Genomic DNA, 21,155 nt, shown 5'->3' with positions numbered 1-21,155 from the left:
CTCAGGTGACATAGAGTCGGCGCGCCAGCAGGCGCCCGGGTACCAGCAACAACAGCAGGGCCGCGGCCAGCGGCCAATGCCCGCTGCCCAGCAGCAACAGGGCGTCCAGGGGGATCATACCGAGCAGCAGGAACCGCATCATGCGCTGCACCGCCGCCGGGCTGCCGTCCTCGGCCATCCGCCGCAGCCGCCCGGCCAGCGGGACCACAGCAAGGGCGAGTGCGGCCAGAACCAGCGGCTCGCCCAGGCGCCCGGCGCCCACCAGCGCGATGAACGAGAGGGCCACCAACCCCAGCAGCGCGGCTGTGATCCCGTTGGTCCGCGCATCGGCGCCGCGCGCCTCGCTGCCCGACAGGACGGTCACCGCCATCGTGTAGAGCAAGACCGGCAGCACCAACGCGGCGCTGCCCGCCGCCATCGGCACCACGGACAGCCCCAGCAGCCAGTTCAGCGCCCGGCAGGTGCCCATGGTGAGGGGTCCGAGGCCGCCGCCCTTGAGCAGTCCGTCGTAGGCCAGGATGGCCAGCGCCAGGGCCAGCGCGACCAGGAAGGCCGGCGCGCCGATGCGGGCGGCGAGCCCGAGGCCCGCAACCATGAGCCCGCCGCCCAAGACCCAGGCGCGCCGCACCGGGATCCGTCCCGCGGGCAGTGGGCGGTGCGGTCGTTCCCGGCGATCCAGGGCCAGGTCGAAGCAGTCATTGAGGATCATACCGGACCAGTAGAGCGCCGTGCTCGCGGCGAGTTGCAGCCACAGCACCCGCCACTGGGGCTGGGCCCCGGTCGCGATCAGGTGGGCGGCGATGATATTGGACCAGGCCGAGAAGGTTGCCGGCAGCCGCACCAGTTGCAGATAGTCCCTGACGCACGAAGCGCTCCTCACCGCGGCCCCCCGATCAGGTCACGCAGGTAGGTGAGCGAGCGGCGCCCCGCCTCCTGCGCCATGTGCGGATAGGTATAGAGTTCGACGGTGTGGAAGCCGCTGTAGCCGGATGCCGTCAGGGCGTCGAAATAGCGCTGAAACGGCAACTCGCCCTCGCCCGGGATCAAATGGTAGTGCTTGCGCCCCTGGATGTCCTCGACATGGGTGTTCCAGATCCGCCCGGCGAGCCGCGAGACCGCGTGTTCCGGCGACTCGCCGTCCAGCCAGGAGTGCCCGAGGTCCAGGTTCGCGCCGAGCAGCGGGGACCCGACGCGGGTGATGACCTCCGCCAATTCGTCCGCCCGCTCCACCAGCAGGCCCGGCTCATACTCCACCCCCACCCGCACCCCATACCGCTGCGCCGACTCGCACAGGCGGCACAGGCTGTCCACCAGCAGGTCCTGACTCTGTTGCGGGGTGCCGCCCGTGTCGGGGCGCCCGGAGGTCACGCTGATGTTGCCGGCGCCCAGGATGCGGGCCAGGTCCAGGGCGCGGCGGCTGTAGTCCAGGCGCCAGCGCCGCCAATCGGGGTTCGCGCTGGCGAGGGACGGCTCGAAGACGTTCTCCGGGGGCCGGGGGTCGAAAAAGCCGTTAGCGGTATTGCAGTTGAGGTTGCTGACCGCCAGGCCCAGCCGGTCCAATCGGGCACGCAGGTGCCGCGCCTCCTCCCCCAGGTCACGATCCAGGAACCAGTGGGGTTGGTCGCAGAGGATCTCTACACCGTCGAAACCCAGTGCGGCGATGCTCTCGATCGCCTCCGCGAGACCGTGGCGGGTATAGGCGTTGGTGCTGTAGGCGAGCGGCATGGCAGTGCAACCTGGTCGTTCAGGGTCCGTGCGGCAGGTGCCGAACCGGGGCTACCTCGGCCCCTGCTTGAGCGTCGCCAATGCGTGATGATCGATATTCCCGGGGAGTTCCTGGGGGCGGTTATAGTAAAGGTCCCAGAACTCCGCTGCCGTCTTCCAACCACGCCCAGGGAGAAAGACCCGCTGGGTGGTGGCGTCGATGGTAAAGGTCGAGGGCTCGGGCACCGGGACGGCCACCAACACCTCCCCCGGCGGGGCCGTCCGCGGCTCCGGGACGCCTTCGCGAGCCACCCCGTCCGCGAGCACTTGTCCGGACGCTGCGCCTGCCATCGCGGGGTCCTCGACCCGGCGGATCGCGGGGACTTTTGCGGCGTCGATACCGGCGAACTGATCAGCCGTGGTCGGGCCGGCTGATCGCTCCCGACCCCCCGCCGCTTGGCCCTTGGGATCAGTCGGCGATCCCTGCCCACAACCGGCGCTGAACAGGGCGCAGGTGAGCGTCACCAGCAGTACGCAGAATTGGCAGGGCCGAGGGGTGATGCCCATCCGGCCACCGCGACGCTTGGGGATGGGCATCGCCCTCGCTGTGCCCATCCACCTGATCAGTCGGCTCCCAATAAGCCTCATCACTGCTGATCGCACCCCGCCGACACAAGCCAATCGCCCCTGGTTGCTGTGACCCATCTAGCGCCTCACGGTTGGGGTGGAGCGCACCTCGTTAGAGCGTAGCGACTCCACCCCGCCGTTGACCGAGGTCACCACATAATAGTAGGTTCGGCCATTGGTGATTGCCCCGTCGAGGTAGACGCAGGGGTTGGCGGCGCAGCGATGGCCCGTGGCAAGGCGGTCGTAGGGGCCTCCTGCGACGGTGGCACGGTAGATCGTGTAGCTACTGACGCCCACTACCGAGTGCCAGCTCAGCCCCACCTTGCCGCTCTTGACGGCAGCACTGAGGTCGAAGATGGTCTGCTCCGGCGCCGTTGCCTGGACCTGCACGGTCAGGCTGTCGCTGCCGATCCCGCCATCGTCGTCGGTGAGCGTGACAGTGACGGTGTAGGTGCCGGCGGCGGCGTAAGCATGGCTGCCGGCCACGCTACCGCTGCCGTTGGCCTCACTGACGGTGCCCGCGGCAACGGTCCCATCGCCCCAGTCGATAATGGCACCGTGGGTATCCCCGGTTCCGGCGTCGCTGAAGGTCGCTGGGGTCAGGGCAACACTCTGACCCAGGTCGGTGGTCTGGTTGGATCCAGCCTCGACTACGGGCGCGACATTGCTGACGGTGACCGTCGTGGCGGCGCTGTTGGCAAGCACTCCATCGCTGACCCTCAACCCGACACTCAATTGACGATCATCGGCGGTCGGGAAATTGACCGTGGCGCCGGTGGCATCGTCGTACGCGCCATCCTGATCGAGGTCCCAGGCGTAGCTGAGCGGTGAGGGCGCGCTATCCGGGTCACGGGAGCCACTGCCGTCCAGCGTGAGCGGCGTGCCTTCAGCGACGCTGTAGGGCCCGCCAGGGTCGGCGATGGGGGCGAGGTTGCCCGCGGTCACCTGGACCTGGAGGCTGTCTTGTCCGCTGCCACCCGCATCGTCCGTGACCGTGATAGTGACGGTGTAGGACCCAGGCACGGCGTACCCGTGACTGCCGGCCACGCTGCCGCTCCCGTTGGCCTCACTGACTATTCCCGTCTGGACTGGACTGCCGTCGCCCCAGTCGATGCCGGCACTGTGGCGGTCCGCAATGCCGGCATCGCTGAAGGTCGCGGGGGCCAAGGCGACGGTCTGGCCGGTACCCGCACTCTGGTCGGGTCCGGCCGCAACCACCGGGGCGAGGTTGGCGACCGTCACCTGGAGAGTGGCGATGGCCGCGCTGCCGTCGCTGTCGGTGACGCGGACCGCCACGGTAGCGGTGCCGTTCTGGACCCAGGTATGGCTTGCGGCGGCACCGGTGTCGCCCGACGGGTCGAAGCTGCCGTCGTAGCCCCAATCCCATTCGTAGCCGGCGATGGCATCGGGGCTGGAGGTGGACGCACTGGCGTCATAGGCCCCGGTTTGGCCCTCGGTGCGGCTCGCATCACCACTCAGGCGGGCGGTGGGCGCGCCGTCGGTGACGATAACCCGCAGGGTATCGAGGCCCACGCCACCGTCGTCGTCGGTCACGGTGACCTTGACGGTATAGCTGCCGTTCGCCGTGAAGGCGTGGCTGAGCGCGAAGCTCTTGTCGGCGTTGAGAACCAGGGGCCGCACGCCGCTGCCGTCCCCGTAGTCGACCGTCGCGCCCCAGGTGTCCGCACCCGGATCGGTGAAGCCGCCGAGGCCGCTGAAGGTCCCGCCCTCGACCACACCCTGGTCGGCGCCGGCGTTGACCGCCGGTGCGACATTACTGACGGTGACCGTGGTGCCTGCCGTTCCTTCCAGCACACTGTCGGTCGCCTTGAGGCTGATGCGATAGAGCCCGTTGTCGGCGCCGGTGAAACTGACGGTTGGACCGGTACCATCGTCATAGATGCCATCGCCATTCAGGTCCCACAGGAGGGTGAGCCCATCGCCGTTCGGGTCCGACGAGCCGGAGCCATCGACAGTGACCTGGTCGCCCTCGTTGATGGTGAAGGGGCCGTTGACCGATGCGCCGGGCGGCCCATTCTGTACGACGCGCACCCGGGAAAAGTCCTGCCCGGTCTTGCGCTCGTCCGCGTCCGCCACGCCGTCGCCGTTGAGATCGTTGAGGAAACCGTTGTCCCAGACCGTGAGGCCCACATCGAAGGAGCCGAGCGCGGAGAAGATATAGGTCGGTTGCGCCCCGACGGCATCGTTGAAGTCGCGCGGGAACTCCGCGAAATCCAACTCCCAGCCGTAGGTGGTGATCTGGTCGAAGGGTTCGTCCAAGTCATGGGAGCGGGACCCATCCAGCCGACAGGGGACCCCTTGAGTACACACATAGGGTCCGCCGGCATCGGCGATGGGCGGGCGCGGCGGGATACTCAGCGTCAACTGGACCGTATCGGTGGCCGTCATGGACGGAATGTTGTTATCCGTCACGCGCAGGGTGGCCGTATAGGTCTTGGGCAGTTGGTCCACCGGGTCCGCAAAGGTGTGCTGCGCCGTCGGTTCGCTGCTGGAGTAGTCGAAGGCACCGTCACCGTCGAAGTCCCACTCATAACGAACAATGCTGCGGAACGGGTCCGGGTGGTAGGAGTTGGAGCCATCGAAGGTGTAGGGCACGTTCACGGCCCAAACACCACCATCGCCCGCGTCGGCCACCGGCCGCTCCACGAACAGCGTGCGCGAGAGCATGATGACCGCCCAGGCGGAGCGCATATCCCAACTCGTCCAATTGGCTCCCTGGAAGCGTCCGGTCGCGAGTTGGTCGCCGATCAGCACCCGCGCGATGCCATTCTCCGGATCATCGAACCAGTCCAGACCGGTCGACTGGAAGGTGACCACCTGGCTCGGCAGCGCCAGGCGCATCGCCTTGGTGAGTGCGTACATGGAATAGTAGTCGCGGCAGGTTTCGGTGCCGGCATTGGGTACGCTGCAAGACCACTCGTAGATCACGCTGTCGGTGTCGGTGCGTGACCACTGGCCAGCGATGTAGGCCTCGGCCATCTGCCAGCGTGGATCATCCATCAACTTGTCGTCGAAGGCGAGTTGGACCATCCCCGATGGCGTCGTCGCCGGTCCGTTGCCCGCGCCGGAATAGCCAAAGCCGGTTCCATCGTGGCTGTAGTTGAGCCAGAGGTTATTGCGCTCCTTGACCCAAGGCGGTAAGGGGATGCCGAAGGTCTCCTCCGCCGCTTGCAGCCCGATGGCGCCCCATTGGGCGGCCGAGTTATCCGGATGCTCGTTCCAGTTGTACCGCCATCCGCCGCCGACCGATGCGTTATCGTACTGACCCCAGGCATACTGGTCGGCCATATCGGTGAGGATGTCGTAATAGCTACGGCGCTTGATTTGGTCGCTGCCGGTCAGTGTTCGGGCCAAGGGGGTGCGGCTGGAGGCGATCGCATCCATCACCGGTCCGCCCTCGTAAATTGGTCTACCGCTGCTTACCGTAATACCGATGCCATTGCCGTTCGTGTCGGGCTCGCCATAGGTCTGGGCGGTGATCGTGTTCTTGTTGACTTGCGTAAACAGGTATTTCAAACCTCGGCCCACCGTTTCCGCGTAGGGATTGGTACTGTTGTCGCCATGTTCGAAATGGCCGTTAATCTCAAACGCTTGGAGCGCCGAGGCGGTCGGGCTGGCATAGTAGCCGGCATAGGTGGTGGTTTGCCACCAACCGGACGGGTAGCCGTCGCTGGTGGTGCGGGTCTGGCGCTGGTGCAGGAACCACAGGCCCTCGTCGATGGCGACATTGATCTCGACGGTCAGGTTCTTGCGCTTGACGATGACACGGTAGAGGTCCTGTCCGCTCAGTCCCGCCGAATCCCAGACGGTCAGGGTCGCCGTGAAGGGCGTCTTGTCCGGTGAGTCCGGATAGGTATGGGTGACCGACAGGTCATAGGGGTTCGTGACCGGCAGGCGCCCGGATTTGGTCCCGTCGCCGAAGTCCCACTCGAACTCCGTCGGGTTGCCGTCGCGCACGATACCCTTCAGATGGATCTGCTTGCCGTTGTAGGTCTCGTGGGGGGTCAGCAGGTCGCCGGCAACCCAGGGTACAGTAATCACGTCCGGGGCCAGATTGACCGCCACCGAGACGGGTACCGTCGCCGTCGCCGTCTGGCCAGCGCCATCCTCGACGGTCAAGGTCGTGAGAATCGGGTCAGCCGAGCCGCCAATGATCGTCACATCGTCAAATTCCACCGAGCCGGAGTTGAGGCTCATGCCAATACGCAAGGCGGCCTCGGAGGAATAGGCAGAATCGTACATCTGCGTCCAACCCGCGGCCCCCGTTTGCCGGTAATAGTAGGTTGCACCGGTGCCCTTCAGGTCGATGCGCAGATCGTACCAGACACCCTCGGAATATGTCTGGAATTGCCCGCGGTAGCTTCCCCCCTCATAGACATTGAAGCGCCCGTTGGCCAAGTAGATCGCATGGGGCATCTGGGTGTAGCTGAAGTCGGTACTGGTATTCTTGACCCCCCACATCGCATTCTCGCCCTGCCCGGCGGGCACCCGGAAGCGGCCCTGAATGGACTGCCCGTCGCGTTTGATGGGAACCGCAAAGGCATAGCCGCTGGCCCAAGAGTTGGTGCCGGACACGGTCAATACCCCGTTTTGCTGCACCGCCCGCGCGACCGTCCACAGTCCGGAATTGATTTGCGCCGCCTGGAAATCATCCAACAAACCGACCAAGCCAGTTGCGTAGGGATAGCTGTAGATGGGCCGCGGTCCCACCGCGTCGATGTCGTTCGTCGGATTGCCATCGCCGTCCCGGTCAACGGACGAATCGAGGTCCCAACGGTACTCGACGATGCCGAAGTCATCGGTCGATGCCGTGCCGTCGAAATAGACGGGCGGTCCGTTGACGCCGCCCACATAGGGGCCACCCGCGTCGGCGACCGGAGCAGCGCCGGTGACGACCGTTACCTCAGCCGTATCGGTCGCGCGCTTGCCCGTGTTGTCCGTCACGGTGAGCTCTGCGGTGTAGGTCCCTTCCTCACGGTAGACGTGCTGTGTCCGCGCCCCCTTGCCGGTGTAGGGCAGGACGGCTGGACCGACGGTGCTGTCGCCGAATACCCAGTCAAAGGATTGGATCGCAACGTCGTCAGTGGAGGCGCTGCCGTTGAGGGTGAGCATAGACCCCACCTCGGTCTGGTAGCTGCCGCCGGCCTTGGCGACTGGAGCGGCGCCGTCGCTGATCGTCAGCGTGGTGGTCTCGATACCCTCTTGCAGCGCGTTGTCGCGCACCCGCAGCGTCAGGTTATAGACCCCCGGCTGTTTGAAGGAGAGGCTGGTGATGGGCCGCTCGTCGGTCTGTTGAACCACGAACCGACTGGCTTGAAAGATTCCGCTGTAGCCGGTCAGTCCAACCCGCAGGTAGGGGTCGGAGGCGTTCGACGACTCGTACAACTTGGTCCAGTCCGCCGCGCCGAGCACCCGGACGTAATAGATGGCGCCCGCGGGCTGCTTGAGATCGATCCGGACCTCGTAGTCCTGGTTCCTGTTATAGCTACCGAAGGAGCCGCGGCTCGTGCCATTTTCATAGATGTGGAAGGTGCCGCCAGCGAAATAGATCGCATAGGGGAATTGGGTATAGGAGGCGTTGGCGCCAAGGTTCTTCAGGCCCCACATCAGGTTCTCGCCGGTGTTGTTCGACCTGATAACCGCGGTAAAGCGGGTTCCGGGTCCACGGCGATAGGCCTGATTGGTCACCAGATAGGTGCTGCCCCAACTGCTGGTGGGTGACACGGTTGCAACACCGCCACTGACGGTGACGTTTTGGTATTGCCAGATGGCGCTATCGATCTCGGCGCCCCCGAGACCACCAAGTGTGATCGGATCGAGCGTCCAGAGATAGTCGTAGATCGCCGCGTCATCGGTTGAGCCGGTCGCGTCGATGGGGGCCGTCCAGACCCCATAGCTGGCCGATTCTTCTCCGAAGGTATAGGGTCCGCCCGTATCCGCGACCGGCGGCGATCCTTGCGTGACATTCACGGTCCAAGTCGTGCTTGTGCGCTGGCCGGCGCGGTCGGTCGTGGTCAGCGTGACCTCATACTCGCCAACGGCGTCATAGTCATGGTCCACCACCGCACCGGTCGCGCTGTCGCCGTCGCCAAAGGTCCACTCGTAGCGGATGATCTCGGAATCGTCGGTCGACGCGGTGGCGTCGAAGTGGACGGGCCAGCGTCCGCCATGGGCGACTGCCTCGCCGGCCTCGGGCGGGGCCACGATGACGGGCACCGGCGGATCGCCCTGGGTGACCTGCACCGTCGTGGTCGCGGGCGCACTCTCTTGCCCGGCGCGGTCGATCGCGGTAAGGCTGAGGGTATAGGTTCCCGGTGCCTTGTACCAGTTGCGTGCCGAGACCCCGCCCAGATAGGTGCCCAGGTCGTTGAATGCATTGGCACGGCCCAGCGTCTGGATCACGACCGGTTTGCTCGCGGTGATGCGATGCACGTCGAGCGGCTGCAGGTCGCTCGGTGTGAGCAGCAGGTAGCCATCGCGGTGCAGCGTGCGGTTCAACAGTCCGCCATCGATGTCGATGGTCGTCCCCTCGTTCGGCGAGAAGATGACGATGCCGTCGCGCAGTTCATGGAGCACAAACTCGGTACCATTGCGGCCCGTCGTCTCCGAGATATCGTCGCCCAGATCGACGATGCCGGTGCTGTACTCGGTGCCGCCCGCCCATAGCTCCATATCGGCGTCGCTGACCACGCGGATGCGGCGGGTGCCGACCTCGTTCTGGTACCACATCTCCTCCGTGAGCAACTTGTTATACAGCAGCGCACCGCTGTCCAGGTCATACACCTGCACATTGGCGGGGAGGTCATAGGCAAACACGGCAAAGGCCGCAGTGGAGTGGGTATAGGTCGCGCCATAAAAGAGCCGACCCACCGGACTGCCGTTGTCCGACGGTACCGTCGTGTAGCCGTTGGCGCCGTCGGTCTGCATGGCGATACGGCCGGTGGAGAGCACCCGGTAGGTGGTGTCGCCGAGCGGGCTGCCGGTCGACCAGTAGGTTCCGGCATGGACATAGCGCTCGGCCGCCAAGGTGCCGTTGGTCGCATAGAAACTCACCCGGGCGTCTTCATAGGCGAAGACATAGAATCCCTGGTTGACATCCCGATGGATGACAAACTCCTTGCCGACCGGTTGGCCATCGAGCGACGGCATGAAGGCGGAATGGTTTGCGAGGTTGGTCAGATAGGCAACCACCGGCTTGCTGGCCTTGACCTTGAAAAAGACCCCGTCGCCGGGGGACACGCCATTCCAACTCTGCAGGCGATTGAGTGTGGTGGACGCGATGATCTGCATGGTGGCGAGATTGACGAGATCGACCTTGGTACCATCCTCAGTCGCGATGATCCGTTGCAATGTGGCGTTTGGCACAGCGTAGCCGTACAGGTCCGTGCCGGTCATAAAATAGCCGGTCGCGGCACCGCTTGCGGCACTCGTCGTATAGCTGGTGCCATCGCCGAAGTCGATGCGGAAGCGTTCGATGGCGGTGTCATCCGTGGACGCCGTGAAATTGGCGATGAAATCCCAGCGGCCGTCCCAGGCGTCGCGCTCGCCGAGCACATAGGGGCCGCCCGCGCTGGCAACTGGCGCCGCGCCGGAGCTGACCGAGACGGGCAGGGTGAACAGGGCTTGCTGGCCCGCATGGTCGGTGGTGGTCAGGCCGATACCGTACTCACCAACCGTGCCAAAGGTATGCGCCAGGTCGTGTAGTCCGGCGCCGCTCCAGGTCCAGTTTGCGTCCAGCGGCGTAACCTTGACGTTATCGAAATAGGTTTGCTGGCCCCAGGAGAGCAGTCCGATGCCGCCCCGCGGATGCGCGGCGTTGGACATATCCAGTATCGGATTGACCGACTCCGGCTGCCCTTGGGGCGTGACCCACAGGCGCACCCGGTCGCCGACGACGACGAGCTTCAGGTGATACCAGGTATTGAAGTCCCACCCCGAACCACCTTGGCCGAGCGTGGTATTGGTGCTCCAATCGTAGAAGCTCCAAAGATTCCAACTGGCGCGGGAATAGAGCAGGAAGCTATCGGTGCTGCCGGCACCGTTGGCATTGCGGAACGCGATGCCGACATAGCCGTCGCTCGGGCCCTCGATGCCCCGGAAATCCACTTCCAGCATGAAGTCACGGTAGCTTCGGGTCAGGTCTTGCAGCCAGCGCCAATTCTCCCCCAGGTCAGACTGCTGAACCACCCCATTGACGACACTCCAACTGCCGCCATTGACGGTCCAGCCGGTAAAATTACCGTCATCGAAGTCGTCCGCCAGTGGCGCAATGCTGAAGGTCGTGCCGTCGCCCCAGGCAACGGTATAGGCGGCAATGCTCAGATCGTCGGAGGAGCCGGCCGCGTCATACCATCCGGTCCAATCGCCCTGGCTGGCCGCGGTCTCGTCGAGCGCCCCCGGTCCGGTCAGGGCGGCCCTGGGCTGGCCAGCGGCACTGACAGTCACCGTGCCCGTGCCGGTTGCTGTTTGGCCGACGCTGTCGGTGACCCTTAGGGTGACAGTGTAGTGGCCTGGTGCGGTGTATGAAACCGACGGGGTCTGGCCCATTGGCTGCGGGTCCAAACCGTCGGATGCGTCGAGATCCCACTCGTAGAGCACGATCACGCTGTCGTCGGTCGATCCGCCGCCATTCAGGAACCCATGCCACTTGCCGTTCAGGGCGCTGCCCTCTTCAAGCGCGTAGTCGCCCGCTACCGCGACCGGGGGGGCACCGGTGACCTTGACGTGGATGGGGCGGCGGTCGATCTTGGCCTCGTTATCGACGGCAGTGACGATCACCGTGAAGTCGCCTTCCCGGGTGTAGGTGTGACTGGGCGCCACGCCGGTTGCCGTGGTGCCGTCACCGAAGTCCCATCGGTACTCTGCGATCACACCATCGTCAAAAGATGCCGAGGCATCGAAGTTGACGGTTCCGTCGACGGCAATGGCCTCGGTGTCGGCCTGCACAGCCGCGAAGGGCTGGCCGATCACACGACCGGCGGGCGCGGCAATTGCCAGAGCGTTGCTTGCCGTGTTGCCGATGACGACCGGCGAGGCGAAGGTGGCGTTGCCATTGCCCGGGTAGTAGAGCATCTGGCGCGACGTATAATTGGCGGCAACGACATCCTGGTTGCCGTCGTTATTGAAGTCGTAGGCGCCGAACGATGCGTAGGTACCGGTGTCCAGCGAGGGGATCGCGATCCCGGACAGGAAACTGCCGCTGCGGTTGCCCTTAAAGAAAGAGCTGTCGCCATTGCTGGCGTAGTTGGCGATGATATCGGTCGCAGCGTCGTTGTCGAAGTCCGCCATAAGTACACCGTAGGGATCGTTCCCCGGGTCGGCGACACCGGCGCTCGACGGGGTGAAGTTAGCCTTCCCGTCGTTGGTGTAGAGATAGATCAAGCCGTCGCTGTAGCGTGCCCGCACCAAATCCTGGTCACCGTCGCCGTTCACGTCGCCCGCATCCATCCCTCGCCCGTTGCCGCCGGTGCTGGGCAACCGGCGCATCTCGAAGCCGGAGATATACTGACGCCCCACGGTCTCAAAGTCGTCGATCCAGAAGGCTTGGCCATTCTGGGCATTATCTTTGGTCCAGAACAGGACTTGGGTAATGGGTCCGCGCGCATCCGCCCAGATGTCTTTCACCGCATGGTAGAGATCCAGTTCCAGCGTGCGCCAGGTGCCGTCGGCGATCAGATCGATGACGTCGTTGGGGGTCGATGCGTCCGGGATAGCCGTGGGGCTGCCGCCAAGGTAGAGCCAGCCCTTGCCGTTGACATAGACATAGACTCCGACCGGCACGCCCGCGGGGACCTTGTAAGCGAAGCGCAGGGTCGGTCCGGCAGCCAGGTCCCACCCGCTGGCGTTCAAGCGCGCAGAGAGCCGGTTGTTATTGACGGTCGCGGCAATCCTGAGTGATTTGGTACTGCCCGAGACCGGATTGGATGTGCCTGCGTCAACGGACACGGTGGTACCGCCCACCGCTGAGGCCCAGCCGTCAGCAGCGCCGTCCTCGAAGTCTGTCCGGAGCAGCCGTGTCGCCTCAAACTGCAGGCGACCCCGGTTCATGAAGACCCAGGTATGGGCGCTGTCGCCATTGACCGCGAAGTCCATGGCACCGTCATTGTCGAAGTCCTCCGCCGCCAGGTCTTCCAGCCAACTACCCGCGCTGAATGCGGAATCACCGATGGTACCGATGGTGACCGGGGGCTGGAACAGATTGCCTTGGCGCTCGTAATAATCGAGTCCAAGCACGGTGCTGGAGATGTAGTGGCCGGACACGAAGTCGAAGTCGCCATCGCCGTCGAAGTCCGCAATGGCCACACCGCGGGTATTTTCGCCCAGGTCATCGATCAGCTTGGGCGGGGTCCAGGTGCCGTCGCCGAAACTGCGCGAATAGTAGACCCAGCCGTTGTCCTGGGTCGCGATGACATAGCTCTCCGGACCGATGGTTACGGAGAAATTCTGGGTGGTGAACAGCCCCTCGCTGTCCGTGACGCGCACGGTGACAGCGGATTTGCGCGGATCGGTCTCGGTCGGCACCCAGGCGATGAGTCCCGACGCGGGGTCGATGGTCATACTGGCCGGTCCCGCGACCAATGCGTAGGACAGCACATCGCCATAGACCAACTCGGGGTCATCGGCGCGGACCTGATAGCGGTAAGCGACGTTCTGGGCGGCGGCGGTGACGGGGGCGGTGACGATGGTGGGGCCGTGGTTCAGGTCCCCGACGATGATGGTCACGTCCTGGGTACTGGTGTTTCCTGCATCGTCCTTGACTTGCAGTCGCGCCCGATGGACGCCTTCTTCCGTGTAGGTGTATGGGATGATCGGTCCGATACCGGACCAACCATTCCCCAGGTCCCACCGGTACTCGGTGATGCTGCCGTTATCGCTCGAACCCGATCCATCCAGTCCGACCTCTTGGCCGAGCGGGACGTGCAGATAGGGCGTAGCGACCTTGGCGACGGGCTCTCCGGCATTGGCGAAGAGCAGATTGTCCACGAAGACCGCCGAATCGGCGCGGCCGTCACCGGTGTCCTTGACGCGAAGTTCCAGGGTGAAGCGGCCCGTTGTACCGGCATGGGCCGAGACGTCAGCAACCAGTTTGCGCAAGCCGGTCTGCTGCGTGTAGCCGGTCCAGGGTGCAGGGTAGAAGGAATCAAAGGTGTCCTGGGCGAGCAGGGTTTCCTGACCCCCGGCGCTGATCAGTACCAGTGTGACGGTGAACCGATCATTCGTGCGGCTGGGGACTGTCTCGTCGGTGAGAAAGCTGTAATCGAGCCGCAGGCTCCCGGTGCCGGCCGGGATCGCGAAATTCTCGATCCGCAGGCTGGCCTGATTCGCATCCGCGGGTTGCGAGCCCGAATCCGGCTCCGTGGTCATCAGCAAGGCCTGGACGCCCTGGGTCGGGGTCAAGACACCGACGCGCGGCACCAGCCTGACCACACCGGCAGTCACGGTGCCGGTCAGTCCGGTCTCGAAACTGCCGTCGGCGCCACCGATGGTGGAGGTGGCTGCCAGTGCCCCCCCGCCGCTCACCGCGCCCAACCAGCCGAATGCCAGCAATCCCAGCGCCCGCCAGACCGGTGCGCGCCGGTCCGACGCTGGAGACGGATCTACCGGTTTAGTAAAACCCCGCGCCTGCCGCGATTCCGTCTGCCGAATCATTTGGCCACCCCCGTCGTGCCTGCCAGAACCGTCCGATGCCGTTGTTGGGGCGATCAGTTGGCTTACGTGCCTGCGGATGTTCATCTCTGCGCACCCCGATCAGAAGTCCGGCATGAGGCCCAGGATGGTGTCGGCATTCTCCTCCAGGAAGGTGAATTGCTGGCAGGGATCGCCGCTCGTTGCTGCACCGTAGCCATCCTTTACCTTCCGGTAGGCATTCTCGAACTTGTCGAACCAACCGGACAGTTCATCGTAGAACTCCATTACCTTAGCGACCTCATCGGGAATCGGCACCAAGGAGGAGATGTCGCCGTCCCCGCTGGCCCAGTCGTAGACATCTTTCAGGACGCCCTTGAACTCGATCTTGAAGTCGACGACATCGTTAAAGGTGTCGATATAGACCTGTTGCGCTGCCTGGCCGATCGCCTTGTATCCCGCGGCAATCTGGTCTCGCGATTGCTCGATCAGCAACTCCCCGCCGGGCAGCCCCTTGAACATCATATCCAGCCCGATGTCCTGCATCCGGTATGCCGGTTCAATCGTACAGAAGGCGATCTTGGCCGCGGTGAAGAAGAACTTCACCAGGTTGCTGGTGTAGGCGGACTGGATCGTACTCTGGATGGAAATGCTGATATTGATCTCGATCAGGGTGAACTGCCCGGTCGGGTCAACGAAGTTGATCGGGTTGTCGTTGGCGTACAGATACCGGTGCAGGCTCTGCGGGCTCTGTGGATCGCCGGCCGCCGGGTCCATCGAGATGAACCGCCCGGTCGCCGGGTCATAATAGCGCGCACGCAGGTAGTAGAAGCCCAGATTCGGATCAAACGGCTCGCCCGCGAAACGGTAGGGGTTCTCGGTCGAGCCCGTACTGGCGATCTCGTTACCGTAGCCATCGTAGACATAGGTATCGGTCAGCGCCCCGTAGGCGTCGGTCAGGGCGCGGATGCTGCCCAGGCCGTCGGGGTGGTAGTGACTGAGTGCGCCGGCCCGGTCCTGCGTCAGGCGGCTCAGGCCATAGGTATAGCGGGCCAGCAAACCGCTGTCGCCACGTTCCTCCAGTACCTGGACCAGGCCGGTGTTGTTGCGGATATCGAGCAAGTAGCGGACTTGACCGCCCGCCCCGGACTTGAGTATCCGGTTGCCGTCCGCGTCGTAGCCGTAGTTGTTGGTGCCCGCGGGCCCGACACTACGCACCAGGCGGTTATTGGCGTCGTAGGCGAGCGTGGTCACTTGGGTACCGGCCGCGACGCGGGTGAGGTTCCCATTGTCGTCGTAGCTGTAAACGCCGGCACCGGAACTGTTCAGACGGTCGTTGCTGTCGTAGACATAGGTGGTGACGACACCATTGCGATCCATCCGAATCCGGTTCCCCACCGGGTCATAGGCATATTGAATGTCATAGGGTGTGGACCCCAGGCGCGTCTCGCGCACCAGGCGGGCGTTGCCGTCATAGACGAAGTTGACTGCATTGCCCATCGACAGTTCGTCGATCCGGGTGCGCAGGCCATTCGCGTCGAGCGTATAGGCCTGCATGGCAAACCGGTTCCCGCCGATCTCAAACTGCTCGACGGCCGTCAACTGGTTGCGGCTGTTATAGCTATAGTGGGTGCGGGTGCCGTTGGCGTGATCCACATCGGCCAGGTTGCCCACCAGGTCGTAGCCGTGGGTCGCGGCATTGCCATCGGGGTCGGTCACACTGGACAGCCGGTCAAGCGCATCGTAGGTGTAGGTGGTCGCACCTGAGGCGGTCGTCACCGTGCCTACCTTGCCGGTTGCCGTGTAACCGTAAGTGATTGTAAGCCCGTCGGCGTCAGTGCGGCGGACCAACCGATCACGCTCGTCATAGACGAAGCTGGTGGTGCCCGTGGCATCGGTGACGCTCAAGCGCTGACCACCGGGGAACCAGGCGGTGTCGGTATGGGTGCCGCCGGGATAGTTCTCCCGCACGCGGCGGCCCATGGCGTCATAGACGAATCCAGTGGTGACGCCGTTGAAGTCGGTGTGGCTCACCATGCGGTTGGCCGCGTCGTACCCGAAGGTCTCGGTCTCCAGCCCCGGCAAGGTGTGCGACAACCGGTTACCCGCCAGATCATAGGTGAAACTGGTCTGGTGGCCGTTGGCATCGGTCTGCGTCAGCACCTTGCCCAGTTCGTTATAGGTGAACAGGGTCTCCGGGCGTGGGTTGCCAACCGTGGTTGGTGGTAACGAGACCTTGGTCTGACGGCCGAGTGCGTCGTAGCTGAAGCGGGTGGTCTGACCGGCGGCATCGGTCCGCGAAGTCTCCCGCCCCAGTGCATCATAGCCGCGACTGGTTGACCGGCCGTCTGCAAACTGCGTCTGGACCGGGCGGTTTTCCTTGTCGAAGACGTAATCGGTTCGATGCCCATTGGCATCCATGACCGTGGTCCGGTTACCGTTACCGTCGTAGCCGTAGGCCGTCATCGGCCGAACCATGGCGCCGGTGGCCGCATTGAAGACCTCTGGCTGCTGCGTGGCGATGCGGCGGCCGACGCGGTCATATTGGTGGTCGGTGCGGTTGCCGAGCTCGTCGATCTCGCCGATCAGGTTGCCGACCGCGTCATAGAGGTTCACCCGACTGCTGGTCTGGGTGCCCCCGTCGGGGAGTGTCGCGTCGGGGAACTGGATGGCGATTGCCCGGTTGAGCGCGTCGAAGGTATAGCGGACCGTGTGTCCGTTTTCATCGGTAACCGCGTTGCGGTTGCCATCCGCATCGTAACCGATGAGTTTGAAGCCGCCGTCGGGATAATCGACGCGGATCAGGTTGCCGAGCGCGTCATGCGTATAGGCGGTACGATTGCCCAGCGCGTCGATCTCGGCCGTCCGTTGGCCGACCCGGTCGTAGACGAAGCGTTTGACGTTGCCGACGGGGTCGGTCTCGGTCAGCACGCGGGCGTTCTTGTCATAGGTGAAGCTGGTGGTTGCGTCCTCGAAGGCCCCACCGACATCGACCAGGACCGTCTCGGCGAGCTTGTTGCCGACCGTGTCGTAGTCATACTCGGTGCGCCGCACCAGGGTGTCGTCCGACGTGTTGACGGTCTGGTTGCCGTTCCAGCGCGCCTCGGCGACCAGATTACCGACGCCATCGTACTCAAAGAGGGTGTAATCGCCCGTTGGGTCGGTCTGTTTTGCCAGCCGGCCAGCGCTGTAGGCATACAGCGTGATCTTGCCTTCATGATCGGTGGCGGAGTCGCGGTGACCCTGGAGGTCGTAGGTGAAACTCGCGGTATTCCCGCGGGCATCCTGTTGGGTCAGCAGTTTGCCGCTGGTATTGTAGGTCGAGGTCGTGGTCAGATTCAGGCCGCCGAGATCCTTGACCTCCCGGGTGACATTGCCGAAACGGTCATACTCGAACGTATTGACGGTCCCATCTGGCAGCGTCTCGCGCGTGACCTGTTGGTTGGCATCGAACTGGCGTAGGGTCACCGCGGCCTGCACCACGCCGTTGACGCTCGGGAAACGGGTCTCGGCGACCACATTACCCGCATTGTCGTAACGGTGGATCGTCGGGTTGTTACGCCGATCGCGGGTAATTTGCGTATTGGCGTCGAGATCATACTCCATCGCAATCCGGTTCCCGGCCGCATCGGTGATCGCGGTCAAACGACCGTCGTCGTCGTACTCGTTGCGCTGAACGGGGTTCCCTGCCGGATCGCGGATCTCGGTGAGGTAATGCTGGGCGTTATAGGCGATCTCGGCGCGGTTGTTCTCCGCGTCGATCACGGCGGCGAGATTCCCTGCCGAGTCATACTGGTAGGTGACGGTGCGCCCGGCGGCGTCGGTGATCGACGTGATCCGGTTCTGGCCGTCGCGGACGAAGGTCACGCCAAGCCCATCGGAGCGGGTGAAGCCGCTGGGGGTGATATCGATTCGCAGCCCCGAGGGATCGATCACACTGGTGAGCTTGTAGCGCACCGACGCCTGCTGGGTGCTGGTGAAGTTGTACTGATAGCCATCGGGCGCCCGATAGCTAAAGCCAGACGGGTTATAGACATCGAAGTCTTCATCCAGGATCTCGTCCCCGAGGAACCAGAGGGGGTCCTTGCCGCTCGGGGTCAAGGTGCCGACATCGGAGTCGCCCACCGGCTCGTAGCGCATGCCAGTCGGTCCGTAGGTGGTAAACGGGTAGAGTTGCCGGGTCTGCGGGTCCGGTCTGGCGCTGAACTTGACCTCTTTGTTATCCCCAAGCCGGATGGTTACGAAATGAGGTTGAGTTGGCACCAACTGATAACTGGGGATGAAGCCGCCTAAGGAGACTTGCTCCCAAGCCGTGCCGCCGATCCGGTTGGCGACCAACTCGGCCCGGCTCAGTTCAACGCTCCAACCATAGCCGAAGTCGCCAACCGTACCGCGCTTGCGACTGTCATAGGTGCGGGTCACCGAGACCGGCAGCTTGCCGACGGGGATCGTCTTGTCCTGGAAGGACACCGTGAATACCCCAAGTTTGAGTTGGCCGACCACGTTGATCAGGGTGGTCACGCTGGCGGTGCGGCCATTGGCATCCGACGCCGCCAGCCGGACCTGGTAGTAGCCGTTCTGCAACAGGCTGGTGTCGAGTGTACCCAGAGTAGCGCCGACGACCGCGGCATCGCCGGTTGCGAAGGTCGTGAAGGTGCTGGATTCCAGCGGGGCGAAGGCCAGGCTGTACTGCACCAGCGTCGGGTCGTCTGCCGTACCCGTGATGGTGACGGTACCGGAGACCTCGGCGCTGTCCGTGGGGGCGGTGATCGACACCGTCGGCGGGGTGTTGTCGCTCGCGGGGTCGATGGCGCGGAAGCTGGTGGTCTCGACGGTCTCGTTCCCGGTGGGATCAGTGACCCGGGCCACGGCTGTATAGGTGCCGATGAGCGGTGGCAGATAGGTCGCCGTGCCGGCCGCGTTCAAGGGCAGCGGCGTGCCATTGACGGTCAGGCCGCGCGTCGCCACGGCCACGGCATCCGTCGCCGCCACGGTGATGGTCACCGTATTGCCAATGACCACCGTGCGGGGTGCGACCGTGAGCGTCACCGTAGGCGGAGTCGTATCCGGTGTGCCGACCGCCTCGAATGAGGCAGTCCGGGTAGTCAGATTGCCGGCGGGGTCGGTCGCCCGCGCCGTGACGGTATGGGTGCCGGGCACATAAGGCGTGTAGGACGCCTGACCGGCGGCGTCCAGCCTCAGGACGGTGCCGCCCGGGTCGGTCGGGCCGGTGACTGTCAGGGTGAGGCCGGAAACGGCCACGTTGTCGGTCGCACTGGCGGTGATGGTGACTGGGTTGAGGAGATCGACGGTGCCTGCCGAGAGGGAGAGGGCGACGGTCGGCGCCACCGTATCAGGCGAGACCGTGAACGTAGCCGAGGCAGTACCCTCGTTGCCGGCGGCGTCGGCAGCATAGCCGATGGCCGTCTGTAGACCCGTTGCGACCGCGACATAGGTGGCCCGTCCGGTCGTGTCCAGCGGGACCGGAACCCCGCCGACCTCGAGCCGCCGGTCCATGACGCCGCGATTGTCTGTCGCCGCAACCTGGATCTGCACGGACTGCCCGACCAGGATCGCGGTGGGGGTGACGGTCGTCGTCACCGATGGGGCCGTGGTGTCCTGCACCAGCACCGTGAAAGGAACACTGCGCGTCCCGACATTGCCGAGCGAGTCCTGTGCCGTTACCGTCGCCAGATGGACACCGGCCAACGTGGGTACGAAGCTGGCTGAGCCACCGGATAGGCTGAGCGTTTCTTCAGATGTGTCCGGTTTGCGGATCTTCATCTCGGTAGCCGCCACCCCGTCCTCGTCGAAGACCTCGACGGCAAAGGTCACCGGGTCGGTGACCTCAACGTAGGTAGGCGCCCAGCTCAGGCGGATGCGGGGGAACGCGAGGTCGTTGACTAAAAACCGGTTTTGCCCGGCCGGGGTGGCCAGGACCAGGTCCAGGTCGAAATCGCGGTCGGCGTCCACCAGGAGCGCCGCGAAGCTGCGTCTCAGGTCCGCCGGGAGTGTGGAGGCAGAGAAGGTGCCACTGCCGTTGTTCAGCAACAGGTCGTCCTGGCCGGCATTGGCGATGACCAGGTCGATAGAACCATTGAAATCGATGTCGCCGACGGCGACGCCGATGGCGTATTGCGCACCGGCCGGGAGCCGTGCTGCGCTCTCGTTCGTGAACAGGCCGCCGTTGTTCAGCAGGACGGCCGGACCCGCGGAACCGTTGGCCAGCACCAGGTCCGCATCCCCGTCGCCGTCCAGGTCCGCGAAGAACGCACCCAAACTCTCGCTGATGACTGTCGGCAGGCTGCCCGCGGTCGCGTCGGAGAAAAAGCCCAGACCGTTGTTACGATGCAGGCGATTTTGGGCGTCGTCGTTGGCGAAGAAGAGATCGACCGCGCCGTCGCCGTTGATATCGGCCACGGCCACCGACGTGGTGGGATCGGTATCGGCGGCCAGGCGCCCGTCGCTCAGGTCGGTGAAATGGCCGCTGCCGTCATTGAACAGGAGGCGGTTGCGCGTGCCCCGGTTGGCGACGACAAGATCGAGGTCGTCATCGTCGTCGAGGTCGGCGGCGACGGCGGCCGTGCCGATATCGGCATCCGGTGGCAGGCGGGAGGCGGTGGCGTCCAGGTAGGCGCCGGTGCCATTATTGATAAGGAGGCGGTCCTGCCCCGATGCGTTCGCAAGGAAGAGGTCGAGATCCCCGTCTCCATCCAGGTCGGCCAGCACGACGCCCAGGGTCCTGGAATCCAAAGCAGGCAGACCGGCGCTTGCGGTAAAGGCGCCGTCGCCGCCGTTCGCGGCATCGTTAAGCAGCATGAGGGGCGATCCGCCGTTGCCGACGATGAGGTCCGCATCGCCGTCATGATCGACATCGCCTTGAGCCAGGACGTAACTGTCGTCGATGGCAGCGGGGAGTCGTGTCGGGCTTTGGTCCTCGAATGCGGCAACCGATAAAGGGACAGCCAAAAACAGGATGGCCAGTGCAGGGTAGGAAAGACGGCGCCAGCAGCTTCTCAGTCGCGTATCCACGTTCCACCCCCTCCACTTGACGTGGGTGGGAGGATCCGGCATCCGGGGGGCTGCGCACAAATCGGCATCGTGAACCGAACTGCACGCGGCCACCTCCAGGAATTGCAACGGGCCTCTCACCCTGACTATTACCCTAGACTATCAAC

Annotated in this window: 5 protein-coding genes; all 5 read right to left on the bottom strand. The window is 64.4% G+C overall.

Features of this window, described 5'->3' with window-relative positions; genetic code table 11:
• Window position 1: 1 nt before the first annotated feature.
• Window positions 2-880 (bottom strand): UbiA family prenyltransferase, encoded by an 879-nt coding sequence (locus THSYN_RS15090; RefSeq protein WP_100919873.1) that lies wholly within the window; start codon window positions 878-880, stop codon window positions 2-4.
• Entirely contained in the window at window positions 877-1,725 is an 849-nt protein-coding gene (locus THSYN_RS15085) for a sugar phosphate isomerase/epimerase family protein (RefSeq protein ID WP_100919872.1), read from the bottom strand. Before THSYN_RS15085 ends, THSYN_RS15090 begins: the two co-directional genes overlap by 4 nt.
• A 51-nt stretch (window positions 1,726-1,776) precedes the next feature.
• Window positions 1,777-2,271, bottom strand: coding sequence for a hypothetical protein (locus tag THSYN_RS15080; RefSeq protein WP_157817697.1), 495 nt, complete (start codon window positions 2,269-2,271; stop codon window positions 1,777-1,779).
• A 138-nt stretch (window positions 2,272-2,409) separates the two neighbouring features.
• Window positions 2,410-13,899 (bottom strand): PKD domain-containing protein, encoded by an 11,490-nt coding sequence (locus THSYN_RS15075; protein WP_172965291.1) that lies wholly within the window; start codon window positions 13,897-13,899, stop codon window positions 2,410-2,412.
• A gap of 201 nt (window positions 13,900-14,100) precedes the next feature.
• Complete coding sequence (locus tag THSYN_RS15070; RefSeq protein WP_172965290.1) at window positions 14,101-20,946, bottom strand: FG-GAP-like repeat-containing protein; 6,846 nt, start codon at window positions 20,944-20,946, stop codon at window positions 14,101-14,103.
• Between the last annotated feature and the right edge of the window lie 209 nt (window positions 20,947-21,155).

It is taken from the genome of Candidatus Thiodictyon syntrophicum, assembly GCF_002813775.1.
Taxonomy (GTDB): domain Bacteria; phylum Pseudomonadota; class Gammaproteobacteria; order Chromatiales; family Chromatiaceae; genus Thiodictyon; species Thiodictyon syntrophicum.
Note: the sequence above shows the minus strand (reverse complement) of the source record. Positions and strands in the feature narration are given on the sequence as shown.

What these genes read in the sequence shown, in the direction of transcription:
- THSYN_RS15085 (WP_100919872.1), bottom strand. Translation starts at nt 1,725, where the DNA reads ATGCCGCTCGCCTACAGCACCAACGCCTATACCCGCCACGGTCTCGCG.
- THSYN_RS15080 (WP_157817697.1), bottom strand. Translation starts at nt 2,271, where the DNA reads ATGGGCATCACCCCTCGGCCCTGCCAATTCTGCGTACTGCTGGTGACG.